Source organism: Pseudomonas sp. P4795 (assembly GCF_048822895.1).
Lineage (GTDB): Bacteria > Pseudomonadota > Gammaproteobacteria > Pseudomonadales > Pseudomonadaceae > Aquipseudomonas.
This window is the reverse complement of record NZ_JBMFBT010000013.1, coordinates 37,654-51,926: the sequence shown is the minus strand read 5'-3', so window position 1 is coordinate 51,926 and position 14,273 is coordinate 37,654. Positions and strand designations below refer to the sequence as shown.

Genomic DNA, 14,273 nt, shown 5'->3' with positions numbered 1-14,273 from the left:
GACGCTAACCTGCAAGAAACCTGCCTGACCAGTCAGCTAATGGATGCAAGGTTCAACAGATGCATGGTTCGCGGGCAGATCCCCGGAAAATCGGTGGATGGCGGCGGTGAATGGAAAAATGTCGTTTTTATTGTGTACAATTTTTTTGGAAAGTGTCTTAATCAGTCGCTCGCCGCAGCTTTTCGTGCTCCGAAACGGTGCGGTCTCCTTTTCAACTGACTTCGGGAGGCGCGAAGTCTGACTGCTCATTGCAGGCAGGCGCGCAGAATCAATGGGACGTTTGACAACACACGTTTTGGACGCTGCACACGGTTGCCCGGGCAGCTCGATCAAGGTCGAGCTGTACCGCGTTGAAGGTTCGCAACTGGAATTGGTCGCCAGTGCGGTCACCAACAGCGATGGTCGGGTCGATGCGCCGTTGCTGCAAGGCGACGCGTACCGCACCGGGGTCTATCAGGTGCAGTTCCACGCCGGCGATTACTACCGCGCCCGTGGCGTGCAACTGCCGGAACCGGCATTCCTCGACGTGGTGGTGCTGCGCTTCGGCATCTCTGCCGAACAGGAGCACTACCACGTCCCGCTGCTGATTTCGCCTTACAGCTATTCCACGTATCGGGGCAGCTGACCCCCAAGCAGCTGCCCCTACCGGGAAGCGACTGCGCATAGAGCTTCTTTGGTCTTTCGCCCGCCCACACTGCGGGCTTTTTTTCGTCGGTCAAAAAGCTCGCGCGGTGTGCGCGAGCCTGTTCAGCTCGAGACGGTTATCAGAGCCTCGAGTGGCCGTCGCGAATGATAAAGACTGTGTCCGGGGCAGAGGCCAGCAATTGCGAGCCGCCCCGCAGCCAGATCAGTTTGTTGGCGGCGTGCGCGTCCACCACGACCTGTGCTGCCCGTGTGCCCACCTGGATATGCAGGCGCAGGCTGGCACTGTTCGGGTCGGTATTCAGCGTCTGGTTGATTTTTCGACCGCGGATGCGATGCAGGCTGAGGAAATACACGTAATCGTGCCCGGTTCGCTGAAACACCACGGCCGGATAGGCATTGGACATGCTCGGGTCGAATACGGTGTAGCCGTTGCGGGTCAGGAGCGTTGCCATGAAACGCTTCAGGTCCACGGCGGTCTGGGTTGCCTGCGCATACTGCCATTCCTGTCGGAACAGCTGCGGATTGAAATCCAGTCGTTGCAGCGCACCGTTCGCCGACGCACTCGGTAATTCAGTGATCCGCACGGTGCCGCCACCCGTGGACGGCAAGATCGGCAGCATCAACAGCGGGTCAGCCAGTTGCGGTCGCGGATGGTTGTTGCCGACCTTCCAGTCATTGAACGTCTGGCGCAGCAGGGTCAAGCCTGAACCGGTGGCGATGCTGGAGCCGTTCGCCAGCACAAACTGCTGAAACGCTACATTCTCCAGCGATACCGCCGACAGCTCTGGAAAGTAGCTGGCGACGTATTCGGTCATGGGGCTCTGGAACGGCAATGTCGGGTCGACGACCCAGTGATAGGTCGGCGGAACCTGAATTGCAGCCCGCGGTTGTTCGAGCGGATTGGTCCTCAGCGTCTGATCCAGCAGATCGAAGTCGTAAACCATGTGCATCGGGTTTTTGATGTAGACGATCGGATCATTCACTGCACCGCGTGGTACGACCTTGTACTGAATACCATCGACGCGGATGTCATCCGCTGAAGCATGTTGGCTGTCAATTCCCCAGCCCTTCCACGGGTCACGCAGTGCAGCATGGGGATCATCCGGCACACGTTGGCGAGTGACGACCAATTCGGAGTGATCAGGCTGGACAGTCGGTCGAACCGGGCGCCAGTGATTGGTGCCTTCAACCCGTTCAAGCAACGGACCGGACGCCAGCAATTCATTCGATAACCTGGCGCGAAATTGATTCTGTGCGTCGCTGCCGATCAACACTGTTCCGCCATCGACAAGGTCTGCGTAGAGGTAACGGCCCGCCAGGCGAAATCCGGATTGCGCATCGGCAAGTGGCAAACGGTTGACCAGCACCGGCGGCAGAAAATAGCTCCCAATAGGCCGGTCGAGGGGCGTCTGGCGGATTTGCGTATCGGCCGGCAGGTCGATGATTTCCACGGTCGAGTCAGGCAAGTCCGGCTGCCGTGGCACTTGTCCGGTCGGGTGACCGAATGCCGAGTCGATGGCTGGCAATCCTGTGCTGAAGCGTGTTCCGGGCACAACGTCCGGTGCCGTGTCACGGACTGCAGGGGTATTGTCTGTTGAAGAGGGTTTGGGTCTTATCGGGCGTTTGGGGCTCATTGACGTCAGCCTTCTCGAAGTACGAACAGGGAAGGGGTTTGCGGATTCAGTGGATCAATCCCGCCAACCAGATAGATGACGTTGTCCTGCGCCAGCAGTGCGCTCAGCCTTTGGCGTCCCGCGTCATCGAGTTGCATCAGCGCCGCCGAACTGTTCAATTCGGAACCCGGTTTGGTATAGCGAGGAATAAAGTCTGCGGAAACCATCGGCAGTTTCAGTACGAACAGGACATCAAGTCCCGGTCGGTGAAAGACCAGAGCGTTTTCCATCAGGGAATAGTTCGGTGGACTGACCCTGTATCCGTGCCTTTCCAGAATGCTCTTGAACAGATTCTGCAGATTCATATCGCCGGGTGCCGCCGCATATCCACGCCATAGCTCAGGGAATTGCGTTGACTCAAAGTCGATGCGCTGCAGACCCGCTGCAGATGCCGCGGGCAGTTCGATTCTGCCGCCAGAGGTCCCATCGTGCATGGTTGGCTGTACAGGCAACAGCATCAACGGGTCGGCGAGACTGCGCCGGGGCGCCGGAATGGCTCGGTTTTCCCAGTGGCGCAGGGTCTGACCGAGAACCTGCAAACCTTCACCATTAATCACTTCAGCGCCGCGGGATTGGTAGAACAGGGTCTTGGCCACGGCTCTGGAGGACTGCCCGGACAAATACTCGAAAGACTCGGCGACCGATCGCGTCAGCGATCTCTCGAACGGCAGACGAGTGTCCGCAACTGCCCAGCGGTTATCCGCGCTTCGGGTGGCCCAACGCGGCTGCAGCGCTGGTTCGTCTACAAGCATCTGCTCGAATGCGTCAAATCGCTCGGGGTTGAAACGTGGGTGCTTGATGCAGACAACCGGCGTATTGGAGCGAACGATCTGCGACACGATCGGATAATGCAGCCCGTCGATCTCCACCGATTGCCCGGACGTCGGCCGGGTCGATTGACCCCAGTTGCGCCACTGGCGGCTGGACAGATCAAGTACTCCAGAAAGTGCCTCGGCCGGGGCGCTTTGATCATCCTCCACACGCGCACGCTTGCTTGGGCCAGCCACAGAATCGGCTGCATCTGCCGCCGGTCGACGCGTTGCGCCCGGTTGCAGTTTTTGCCACAGGTGCGTTCCGCGAATCGGTTCCACCAGATAACCGGACGGGACCAACTCGTTGGCGGAGGTCAGCTGATAGTGCCCGTCCGGATTTTTCGACACCATGGCGGTACCTTCGCGCATATCCACGTAGATTCGGTCTCGCCCGTCATAACGGATACCTTCCGGGGAATCAGTGGCGGGCGTCAGCCTGATGGCCAGATGTGCGGGAAGAAATGTCGGTGTTGTGGGGCGGGCGGACAGGTTCAGTGCGTCAGGCGCAGTGCTCGATTCGCCTGGCTGCTGTCGCGTCAGCATCTCGCTGACTTCGACTGCGGGCTGTCGAGTGCCGCCCTCGGTTTCGGGCGGGCGCTGCGAGGAATGCCCGGCAGAAGGTATATCGCCGGCTTGCGAGTGCAAGCCTGGGCGCAGGATATGGATGTCATCGCCGCTGACCCGCGCAGTTTCCGTTGCGGGTCTGGGGGGCGATGAATGGGCAGCAGGAATCTGCTTGGGTGGCTTGGCCATTTGAAGTGCTCCGCTATCGATCATTCAGTTGTGTAAAGCCTGGAATCTGGTGGTGGCTTAAGGGGGCTGAATGATCGTCAAGCCGGGCGTCTGGCGTGTGGTACATATATCAATCGGCGTGAGCAACTGATGCAAAGCGTGTCCAGCGCCGCCGTCACGTGAAGTGCGATTGTCCGGACAGCAGCCAGGCCAGGTTCTTCGCTCTGGACAATTTTGCGGCGTAATCAAGCGACAGATCGCCCATGAGTTTCACGCACTGCTCACGCAAGGCTTTCATGGCTTGCTCGCCAAGGGGAGGAGAGTAACCGAGGCCAATCTTCGCGACTTCCTCGAACAGCTTCAGTTGGTGAGTGCAGTGATGGGTGGTCTGCAGATCTTCTGCGGTAATGCTGCGGGACGTGTCCGTATCCAGTATCCAGCGGCGCTGCGTCAGGTGATAAGACAACGCGCCGCTGCTGCCATCCTTCATGGCAATGTTACGCACGGGTATCTGCGGCATCGTCATCGGGTCGAGTTCGGCGGGGAGGGTGGCTGTGAGGCCGCTGGCAGGTACATGGAAGCGGGCGTCGAGCGCTTCGATGTACACCGCGTCGAAAATCAGGTCGACAGCGTAGACGATACCTTTGGCCGTGATCACTCGCACCTGATCAACAAGGTCTGCAGGACTTTTATACTCAGGCAAATGAATGACCGTTTGCCCAAGCAGCAATTGGCCGTCGGCAAGTTTGATTTCGACGTTGCCGAGGGCTGTAGCGTCAAATTCCCAGGTCGAGGCATAGGCCAATTGTTTGCTCGCGCCGGCCAGTGCATCCGGCGTCGCGATGCGTAACGACATCCCCGAGCCAAGATGAACCAGATACTTTGATCCTTCACCGGTCAGGGACTCGACGGCGGTCGGTGCAGTGGCCGGGTTGAGTTTGACGCACTTCTCGCGGTTACCCAGCGCATGCGCTTCGTTGTCCAGTGGTTGCAGGTATTGATGGTTGCCGACTCTGGCTGATAACGGCAACCGGACAGTGCTGTTCCATTGCAAGGGGCCACTAATTTCAAAGTGACTGTTAACGAACACGTTGTCGGCTGCATCGGGCAAGGTGAGACGGTAAGAGACTCCGTCGTTCATGATCAAGATGAACGGGTGCTTTATTTCCAGTACGGGCCTGGTAAGTCGCCCATTGATCTTCGTATGCCCGGCCATACGTGACGCTGCCAGATTTTTTAGCGTGATCTGCTTCTCACCGAAATGCAGAGTCAGATCGCATTGTTTGTACATGATGTGATTTGCGCTGGTTGCGTGTATCAGGTCAGCGTTGTAATAAGCCTCAGCGTGAGTCAGTTCATTGCTGGCGTAGTCCAGGTGCAGCGTGGTGGCGAAATGTTTGTTGTATTCGTTTGCCTTGAAGACGGTCAGAAGATTGTTGCGCGAAACCCAGTAGCTGGAACTTTTGTTGTGAGGAACGATGCACTCTGATGCGTAGACAATCACCGGTAAGTGGCGGGTGCCCTGCTGAATGATGACCACCGGTACATCAGTTAGCTGCGAGGTATCGATGCTCGGTGGCAACTCGGGCACCAGGTTAAAACCATCTTTGGTGATGAATGAAAGTTTGGCATTTTGCAGCAAGCGTTGGTCTTGAACTTGTTTGTAGACGTTCTTGATCCTTACAATTTTTTTGCTGATGTCGTCGATTTCAAATCGCGAAGTAATCACCAGTTCGGTCTTTTCTACCTGCCAGCTTTCGATCAGATCCGATCGCCAGTCGAGTGCAATGATGCTCTCGTCCACCGCGTCCTCAATGATCGACACCATCCCCGGGATATAGGCGATAGCGAAAGCATCCTTGCCGGCTCCACCGCGAGCCGAACTGTAGCTGCCGAGCAAGTAGACCTGGTCATCGCCGGCACCGGCATCGATGTCATCACGGCCGCGCGACTTGATGATGTTCGGGCCATCGTTACCGATAACTTCATTGGTGGCGCCGGCCAGGGTTTCGACGTTTTCAATACTGCGCAGGGTGCTGTGCGGTTTATAGGCCTGTTCTTTGCGAGTTGGCGGCTTGACCAATACCGACATCTCGCCTTTATCGAGATCGATCCTGAAGCCGTAACGTTCGTCGTTGGTTTCAGGGAAGTGGCCGGCCAGTTTCAGAGTGTCGCTGCCGGGGCCTCCTTTCAATTCGGAAATCGACCCTTCGTGAGCGCCGCTCTGCAAAAGGGCGGCGGCGCCTTCATAGATGAACTCATCGTCTTTTCTACCGCCGCTCAGGTGTTTTTTGCCGGCGGCATAGTAATAGCTGTTGGGTTTGTTCTTCACGCCCTGAATAGTGTCGTGACCGCCGCCGATGAACCACAACACGCCTTTGTAATCTGCTGTCGTCCCCAATACAGCGCCGGGCGTGTCCGCGGTGATGCCGTCGCGCGCGTCTATGGTGTCGGCGTCGTCATTGATCCGCGCACGTTTGACGGTTCTGTACTGCGGGTTTTCTGGCGTCCAGTCGTAGGTCGCAACCTGGATCGGCTGTAGATCGACATGGAAACTGCCATTGATGATGGCTTCGGTCTGTTCTTTCAGATCCCCGTCCAGCAACTTTCTGGCCGTGGCTTGCAGTTGTTGCGAATGTTGTGCGGTGGCTTTGGCAATCGCGTGGCGATCTTCGATCGTTTCATCCGGGCTGATACCCCAGAACGCAAACCAGCCGGTGCGCAGGCGTTCGTCGGTCGTCAGGGTGATGTAATCGTCAATGTCATCGACCACATTGATGGCGGCCCAGACCCGCGACCCTGCCACCAGCAACAAACCGGCGATCAGACCAATCGGACCTGCGAAGGAAAAACCGGCCAGTGCTGCCGCCCCGAGCAGCACGGTCATGGTTGCGCTGGCGACACTCAAGCCAGCATTGACGTAGTGATTGATGGCTTCTTTGCCGGTTGCCTTGGCTGCAGCGTTGAAACCGTCTACGGCGGCAATGATGTCGAACGGCAACGTCAAGGCGCCGCCAATCAAACCGCCGCTGCGACCCAACTTCAAGGCGAAGCTGGTTTTGGCAAATCCCTGATAAGCGCTCTGGCTGGCTTTGATCATTTGCGTGGCTTTGCGCGCGACCGCCAGATCAATCGCTATCGAGGCAACATCTGCGGTGAATGCGGAGCTGTTGAAGACGATGCCATACGAATCCTTGTTCCTGAGCGCATCTTGCAGGCCGCGCAGTCCGCTGTAGATACCGAACGCCTGAAGTCCGATGCCGGTGCCGGCCATCGTGCGACTGGATGAACGCTTGATCCAGTGCGGCAGAGGCTCGGCAAGGTGTGCATGGCGGATGTTGAGCTTGTGCGCCGAGTTCAGCAGTTGTTTCAGTTTGGCCTGGTAAACGCCTGGATCAGCCTCAGTATCCAGATTAGTGTGCAACATCGCCGGGGCGGTCAACGGCCGTCGGCTGGCAATTTCAAAGAGCAGGGCCGGCAGCAAATAATCATCCGCGCCCGAAGTTTGTTTCATGCGCGCTTCTATGGCTGCAGGATCAAATTGCAGAGCATTGATGAACGTCTTTTTCGGTGTCTGGAAGAATGTGTTATTGCCATTTAACGGCTGTCCGTCAACGGTGGCGCCCAATGCGTCCAGAGCCGAACGGGTAATCGAATATTCGCCAATGTGCAATGGACCAAATAGCTGGTCGACGGTTTTCAATTGCGCTCTTTTATGTTTGCCCTCGACTGAGGGCTGAACAGATTCAAGTTCATCGAAATCAATTGTCGAAGCCGAGCGTTGATTCGAGACAAGTTCCACGTCTGTAACGAGTACCGTGTCTTTTTCTATCGAAGCATCAAGTATCAGAGTTGCCATTTGAACGTCCTTGTCCTGGAATTGATGTTGCGCTGCGGCGCCATCTTAGGGGGACGTTTCAAATGAAGTACATCGACGGGGTGTTGCGGTGTGTTGCGTTTATGCTCCAACTACCAAGGTCGCAGGATAGTTGGCTGCCATCTTCGATGCATAACTTGGATATCGAGGATGGCAGTATCAAATCAGAACACTATATTTCAATGACCGCTGAGCAGTGAAGCGGCACCGGCACCGCCGAACAATCCGGCACTGATCCGGTTAAACCAACTCTGGCCCTTGCCGCTACGCAAATACCGCGCCGCACCATGGGCGCCCAATCCGTAGGTCAACTTGCACAGCAGATCCAGCACGGTCCAGGTCGCAATCATCACCAGCAGTTGTGGCAGAAACGGTTGTTCGGCATTGAGGAACTGCGGCAGAAACGCGGCGAAAAACAGAATGTCCTTGGGATTACTCGCCCCCAGCACGAACGCTCGGCTGAACAACGCGCGAAAACGCGGCACCGGCGCCGCTTGAGGTACTTCGGCGCCGACCGATGGCTGGCGCGATTGCTGCCAGCTCTGCCAGGCGAGGTAGAACAGGTAGATCGCGCCGACGATTTTCAGCGCGCTGAACAACTGTTCGGAAGCCAGCAGCAGGGCGCCCAACCCGAGTGCCGAAGCGCTGAGCAGGCAGATCGAAGCGAACACGCCACCAAGAAACGCCGGGTAGGAACGGCGCAACCCGTAATTCAGACTGTTGCTGATCATCAGCAACGATAGTGGCCCTGGAATGAGGATCACCACCAGCGCAGCGCCGCTGAACAGCAGCCAGGTTTCCAGACTCATCACTTTGCTCCTTTTTTGTTGTAATCAAGAATGTGCAAAAGCCCCACCCGCAAGGGTGAGGCTGATGTAAAGCGTGAACCGCGTGCGGTTTACAAGAAGATGAACTTGGCGATGAAGATCGCGCAGAGCACCCACAGGCTGACCGAAATTTCCTTGTACTTGCCAGTGCCGGCCTTCAGCGCCACATAGGTGATGAAGCCCAGCGCGATGCCGTCGGCGACCGAAAAGGTCAGCGGCATCATGATCGCAGTGACGATGGCCGGAATGCTGTCGGTGGCCTCGTCCCATTCGATGTGGGCCATGCCGCCCATCATCAGCATTGCAACGTAAATCAGTGCACCGGCGGTGGCGTAAGCCGGAATCATGCCGGCCAGCGGTGCGAAAAACATTGCCGCTATAAATAGCACACCCACTGTGACTGCGGTAAGACCAGTCCGACCACCCGCAGCGACACCCGCAGCACTTTCCACGTAGCTGGTGACTGGCGGAACACCGACCACAGCGCCGAATACGCTGGAGGCACTGTCGGCTTTCATGGCGCGCGAGAGGTTTTCGATGCGCCCGTCAGCGTTGACCAGATTGGCGCGCTGAGCCACGCCCATCAGGGTGCCGGCGGTGTCGAACATGTGTACAAAAAGGAAGGCGAGGACCACGCTGATCATGCTGACGTTGAACACGCCGGCGACATTCATCGCCATCCAGGTCGGCGCGAGGCTCGGCGGGGCCGACATGATTCCTTCGTAATGCACCAGACCCAGGCCCCAACCGGCGAGGGTCACGGTGATGATGCTGATGAGGATCGCACCGAACACGCGGTGATAGCTGAGGATCGCGATCATCAGGAAGCAGATCGCAGCGAGCAGCGGGCCGGGCTCGCGCAGGGAGCCGAGTTTGATCAGTGTCGCCGGGCTATCGACGACGATGCCCGCAGTTTTCAGACCGATCAGGCCAAGGAACAGGCCAACACCCGCCCCCATCGCATAGCGCAGGCTGACCGGAATGCTGTTGAGCAACCATTCACGAATGCGCGAGAAAGTCAGGATCATGAACAACACACCGGAAACAAACACCGCACCGAGCGCGGTTTCCCAGTTGTAGCCCATGGTGCCGACCACGGTGTAAGTGAAGAATGCGTTGAGGCCCATGCCTGGCGCCAAGCCCACTGGCCAGTTGGCGTACAGGCCCATCAACAAGCAGCCCAGGGCGGCGGCGATGCAGGTGGCGACGAAGGCTGCACCGTGATCGATCCCGGCGTCGGCCATGATGTTCGGGTTGACGAAGATGATGTAGGCCATGGTGATGAAGGTTGTCAGACCGGCAATCAGCTCGGTCTTCACCGTGGTGCCATGCAAGGTGAGTTTGAAGATGCGCTCAAGCAAGCCATTGCGTAACGGCGGCGAGAGATCCAGCGGCGATGCTTCGGATTTGCGGCTTTCCACAGCGAGTACTCCTCAAGAGTTTTATTGTTATTTCCAGGGCCGGACCCATGAGGGGTGGCAGCGGCCCTTTGAGGCATACGCGAATTTGTTGACCGCTTGGTCAGGAACTCGCACGCTGTGGATTATGCTTTTGTGTACAAATAAAGCAAATATTGTTTTATGTTTTGTCGACGAAAGTTTTGTCGATAGGGATATATGCGCAGGACTCGAGTGTCTGGCAGCGGTGGTGCGTCAGGCGCAGGCCGCCAAAGCGGCCTGAAAACGAATAAACCGGCCTTGGGCCGGTTTATTTTTGTCTGGATATTGTGTTATTTCAGCGGGCCTGATCGCTGGCTTGCCAGCGATAGGGTCACCAGCAACACAGAGCACCATCAGACCGCGGCAAACCGCGTATTCAGATAATCGATGATCGCGTTGGATTCGTACAGCCAGGTGGTCTGGCCATTCTCTTCGATGCGCAGGCAAGGGACTTTGATCTTGCCGCCCTGTTCCAGCAAGGTCTGGCGATCCTGCTCGTTGTTCTTTGCGTCCTTGAGTGCCACCGGCACGTTCAGGCGACGCAGGCTGCGGCGGGTTTTCACGCAGAACGGGCAGGCGTGGAACTGATACAGAGTCAGGTCCTTGGCCGCGGCGTCTACTTGGGCTTGAGCAGCGGCGGGGCGTTGCTTCTTGCCCGGACGGGTCAGGAAGTCAACGAAGATGATCAGTTGGCCGAGGCCGACACGAAGCGCTTTGACGAACACGTTACAAGCCTCACAGGGACATTGAAGAAGGCGCGCAGCTTACCCGATTTTTCACGGACGAAAAAAAACCGGCGATCAACGCCGGTTTTTTCGGTCACGCATTACTTGATCAGGCTGAGAAACTCGCTGCGGGTCGCTGCGTTTTCACGGAACTCACCGAGCATCACCGAAGTGATCATCGACGAATTCTGCTTCTCCACACCGCGCATCATCATGCACATGTGCTTGGCCTCGATCACCACGGCCACGCCCAGCGCGCCGGTGACTTGCTGCACCGCGTCGGCGATCTGGCGGCTGAGGTTTTCCTGAATCTGCAGACGGCGCGCGTACATGTCGACGATCCGCGCGACCTTCGACAGGCCCAGCACCTTGCCGCTCGGGATGTACGCGACGTGCGCCTTGCCGATGAACGGCAGCAGGTGGTGTTCGCACAACGAGTACAACTCGATGTCCTTGACCAGCACCATTTCGCTGTTATCAGAGCTGAACAGGGCACCGTTGGTGACCTCTTCCAGAGTCTGTTCATAACCGCGGCAGAGGTACTGCATGGCTTTGGCGGCACGCTTTGGCGTGTCGAGCAGGCCCTCGCGGGAAACGTCCTCGCCCAATTGGCCGAGAATCGCGGTGTAGTTCTGTTCCAATGTCACAGAGGCTGATTCCATAAGGGTTTCAGAGGGGTACTGTTTCTGTCTGTACCAATTTTGTACCAATCAAGCTGTTTTCGAGCTTTCCGAGTTCACCCCAGTCGGTGCTGGAGTTGATCCATCGGGCGTAGGTCGATAGCAACATCTGAACGCTATGACCGAGCTGAGTGGCAATAAACGCAGGGTTCATACCCGCCATGAGGCACATGGTAGCGTAAGTGTGTCGGCAGTTGTATTGCCGGCGGGCGCGAATCCCCAATTCAGTCAGTGCAGCCTGGAAGTGTTTGTCGGTGACGCTCGACTGTTGAATGAACTCGAAGTTCTTCGTTGGTGGGAATACGTAGCCTGATTCGGTGCGTTTGCGCCGGCTCTGCAAGGCACGTTGTTGCGCTACCAGCTCGGCTTGCTCGATGGCGTGCAGTGCGCGACTGTTGAGCATGACCTGGCGCCCGTTACGGGTTTTGGTACGCTCCTCGATCTTATAGTCCGCGACGATTCGACACACATTGACTAGCCGCTTTTCCTTGTCGACCTCTTCCCAGCGCAGCGCAGCGATCTCGCTGGGGCGCATGCCGGTATAAAAGGCGAACTCGAAGTACGCGGCGTAGATCCGCATCGAATGGGTCAGCGTCTTATATAGGTGATCGATGATTTGGTTCGCCTCGCCAACCGTGAACGGATCGATGGGCTTTTTGGCCTTCACCGGCAGTTCGATGGATTCCACTGGGTTGCGGTTGATCAGGCCATCTTTTACTGCGGTACCGAACACTGTGGTCAGGCGCTGGATCGCCGCGCGCTTTACGCCCGGCGTCGGCCATTCGGTGTTGGCTACTACCTTGCGCAGCATCACCGACGTGATGCTGTCGATAGGCAGCATCGCCAGATAAGGCATCCAGTACAGATTGAGCGAGCCGAGGTAGTTCTTGCGTGTCCCGGCCACGATTTCGCGACTGTTGAGCCACTCCTGGGCGTACTCCCCGAAACGGGGAGTCGCCGAGTAGTTGGCATAGGTAGAGTTGGGGAACAGTTCGGCGTAGCGCTGATCATCCAGCACGCCGTGCTTGATCAGGCTGGTTACGTTAGCGCGTAGGTCGGCGGCAGCCTTAATCCCCTTCGGCGTTTGGGGATAGGGGAGGGTTTCGCAACGGCGTTGCCCGTTCCAGGTGAAGCGAATGCGGACGGACTGTCCAGCAAATTCAACTCCGGTGGGCAATCCCATTGGCTCTCGAGCCATGCTTCGTATCTCCTTAGGCTGTAGTAAATGCGGCTATCGATGGTGTTCCAGACTCCTTTCGGAATGACCCCTCTGGCGCGCTTACCTTGCAATGCCCGGCGGCTAGTACCGACCAGTTCGGCCATCTTGTCCTCTGGAATTTTGTCCAGGTGATAGGTCGGCAGCGAGGGTTCAGCAGTGTCATCGCAACGCTTGATTTCCTCGGCAAGCTTCGCGGGCGAACGTTTCTTAGCGGTCGAAATTTGGTCGTTCAAATGGACACGCATGCTGCTTTCTTCCGACATGCGATAGGGGGTTGGTCCGAAGTAGGAGAACGAGTTGTTCATGCGTCATCTCTCTGCACTACTACCTGCAACAAGTCGGCCATGGTCAGCGCCTGCTCGCGAAGGAGGAGAGTGTCTCGCTCTAGTTTCTTGCCTGTGCGAAATGCACTGAATGTCTCAGCCGCTATTCGGAGTTTGTCAGCGATATCCAGCAGCGCTTTCCGTTCTGCGTCACCAAATTTGGATGCAGCGAGTGCTCGCTCATAATGTGCGTAGAGTTGCTTGTAATGAGCCTTTGATTGATCAATTGAGTGCTGCAGGCTGCGGCTGGTCTCTGAACTATCCGATTGTTGAATAGCCTTGCCTTCGTCAATGCCTTCACTTCGGCCGTCAATTAGGCCAGTGCGATAGCCCGTCCAATAGGTGAGTCCAACAAGTACGATCAGAACGATCAGTGCGCAAATCTGAATTGCTGTCATGTGCTGTGTACCTCGGTAGAACCCGCCGTCAGGATTTTTGGTGAGAGGCCGGCGGCGGGTTGTTATTTGGGGATTAGTTACAGGGTGGCTTCGTACAGCGGTACTTCGCCGATTGCGCTCTGGATCTTCTGGCGAACGGCGTTGTACGCCTCTTCAAGCACTTTGTCGGGGCGCACCAGTTCGAACCACATTTGCAGGCGACCTTCCAGAATCCGGTAGCGGAAGCGGGCTGGAACGCAGAAGGCGTCACCGCCGAGGAATGGTTTCACCGCAATGAAGAACTGTTCCGGGATGCGCAACTGACCCGCTTCGCCGGCACGTCCGTCGATTTCTTCGTTGTAGGTCAGTTGAACCTGGCCGTTGTCGAGGCGAGTGCCTTGGCGGAAGGTGATGTTTTTCTTGGCTTCCAGGGTGCGGCTGATTTCCAGCATGTCGGCCGGGCTTGGGTCGTTCGCTTCGTTTGCACGCTGGGTGATGTCCCGGACGTTTTCTTCGATGAACTCGGCGAACGTTGCCTGATCCATGCGCTTGCGGTCGTTCTCTTTCCAGCGGCCCCACTCGATGCTGGTAGGGCAACGGTACGTGGCCACGTGGTCGCGCCAGGCGGGGGCGGTAGGCTGGTGGTAGTCGATAACCGCCAAGAAGGTACGGCCTTCGGGGCCGTTGCAGAACACTGCGGTCGCGGCATCGGCGAAGCGGTTCACGTACGCAATGAAGGACTCGGCATCAAGCACAGTGAGTTTCTGGCGCGTGCGGGTCGGGTTCGGTAGCAGGTGCTCAAGGGAGTGAACACCCACGCCGTCGGGAAGCAGGGAGATGGGTGCTGCCAGCCCTTGATGATCAATCGGTTTACCGATCGCCTGTGCGAGGGTGATCAGCTGTTGAATGGCTTGTTGCATTGGATGTGCTCCGTTGGGTGATGC

General features: G+C 57.3%; 12 protein-coding genes. 1 reads left to right on the top strand and 11 read right to left on the bottom strand.

The window, feature by feature from the left end; genetic code table 11:
* Nucleotides 1-271: 271 nt before the first annotated feature.
* Nucleotides 272-625 (top strand): hydroxyisourate hydrolase, encoded by a 354-nt coding sequence (gene uraH / locus ACOI8A_RS26660; protein ID WP_420650367.1) that lies wholly within the window; start codon nt 272-274, stop codon nt 623-625.
* Nucleotides 626-764: 139 nt separating this feature from the next.
* Here uraH and ACOI8A_RS26655 read toward each other — a convergent pair whose 3' ends face one another.
* The 11 genes from ACOI8A_RS26655 to ACOI8A_RS26605 form a co-directional block, all read right to left on the bottom strand.
* Nucleotides 765-2,198, bottom strand: coding sequence for a hypothetical protein (locus ACOI8A_RS26655; protein ID WP_420650368.1), 1,434 nt, complete (start codon nt 2,196-2,198; stop codon nt 765-767).
* 86 nt (nt 2,199-2,284) lie between these two features.
* A complete protein-coding gene (locus tag ACOI8A_RS26650) occupies nt 2,285-3,883 on the bottom strand; it encodes a hypothetical protein (protein WP_420650369.1) in 1,599 nt (532 codons plus the stop codon).
* A gap of 154 nt (nt 3,884-4,037) precedes the next feature.
* Nucleotides 4,038-7,565, bottom strand: a complete 3,528-nt coding sequence (locus ACOI8A_RS26645) for a calcium-binding protein (RefSeq protein ID WP_420651510.1) — start codon at nt 7,563-7,565, stop codon at nt 4,038-4,040.
* A gap of 353 nt (nt 7,566-7,918) precedes the next feature.
* Entirely contained in the window at nt 7,919-8,548 is a 630-nt protein-coding gene (locus ACOI8A_RS26640; RefSeq protein WP_420650371.1) for a LysE family translocator, read from the bottom strand.
* Between the two features lie 89 nt (nt 8,549-8,637).
* The gene (locus ACOI8A_RS26635; RefSeq protein ID WP_420650372.1) at nt 8,638-9,987 is read right to left on the bottom strand and encodes an NCS2 family permease; all 1,350 of its coding nucleotides are present in this window, start codon (nt 9,985-9,987) and stop codon (nt 8,638-8,640) included.
* 371 nt (nt 9,988-10,358) lie between these two features.
* A complete protein-coding gene (locus tag ACOI8A_RS26630) occupies nt 10,359-10,730 on the bottom strand; it encodes a glutaredoxin family protein (protein ID WP_420650373.1) in 372 nt (123 codons plus the stop codon).
* Between the two features lie 101 nt (nt 10,731-10,831).
* On the bottom strand, nt 10,832-11,377 hold the full coding sequence (folE, locus tag ACOI8A_RS26625; protein ID WP_010456659.1) for a GTP cyclohydrolase I FolE: 546 nt from the start codon (nt 11,375-11,377) through the stop codon (nt 10,832-10,834).
* 22 nt (nt 11,378-11,399) lie between these two features.
* Nucleotides 11,400-12,548, bottom strand: coding sequence for a tyrosine-type recombinase/integrase (locus ACOI8A_RS26620; protein WP_420650456.1), 1,149 nt, complete (start codon nt 12,546-12,548; stop codon nt 11,400-11,402).
* Nucleotides 12,449-12,934 carry a hypothetical protein gene (locus ACOI8A_RS26615; RefSeq protein ID WP_420650374.1) on the bottom strand — a complete coding sequence of 162 codons (486 nt, stop codon included), beginning with the start codon at nt 12,932-12,934 and terminating at the stop codon, nt 12,449-12,451. Before ACOI8A_RS26615 ends, ACOI8A_RS26620 begins: the two co-directional genes overlap by 100 nt.
* Nucleotides 12,931-13,350 carry a hypothetical protein gene (locus ACOI8A_RS26610; RefSeq protein WP_420650375.1) on the bottom strand — a complete coding sequence of 140 codons (420 nt, stop codon included), beginning with the start codon at nt 13,348-13,350 and terminating at the stop codon, nt 12,931-12,933. Before ACOI8A_RS26610 ends, ACOI8A_RS26615 begins: the two co-directional genes overlap by 4 nt.
* A gap of 77 nt (nt 13,351-13,427) precedes the next feature.
* Nucleotides 13,428-14,249, bottom strand: coding sequence for a YfdQ family protein (locus ACOI8A_RS26605; RefSeq protein ID WP_420650376.1), 822 nt, complete (start codon nt 14,247-14,249; stop codon nt 13,428-13,430).
* Between the last annotated feature and the right edge of the window lie 24 nt (nt 14,250-14,273).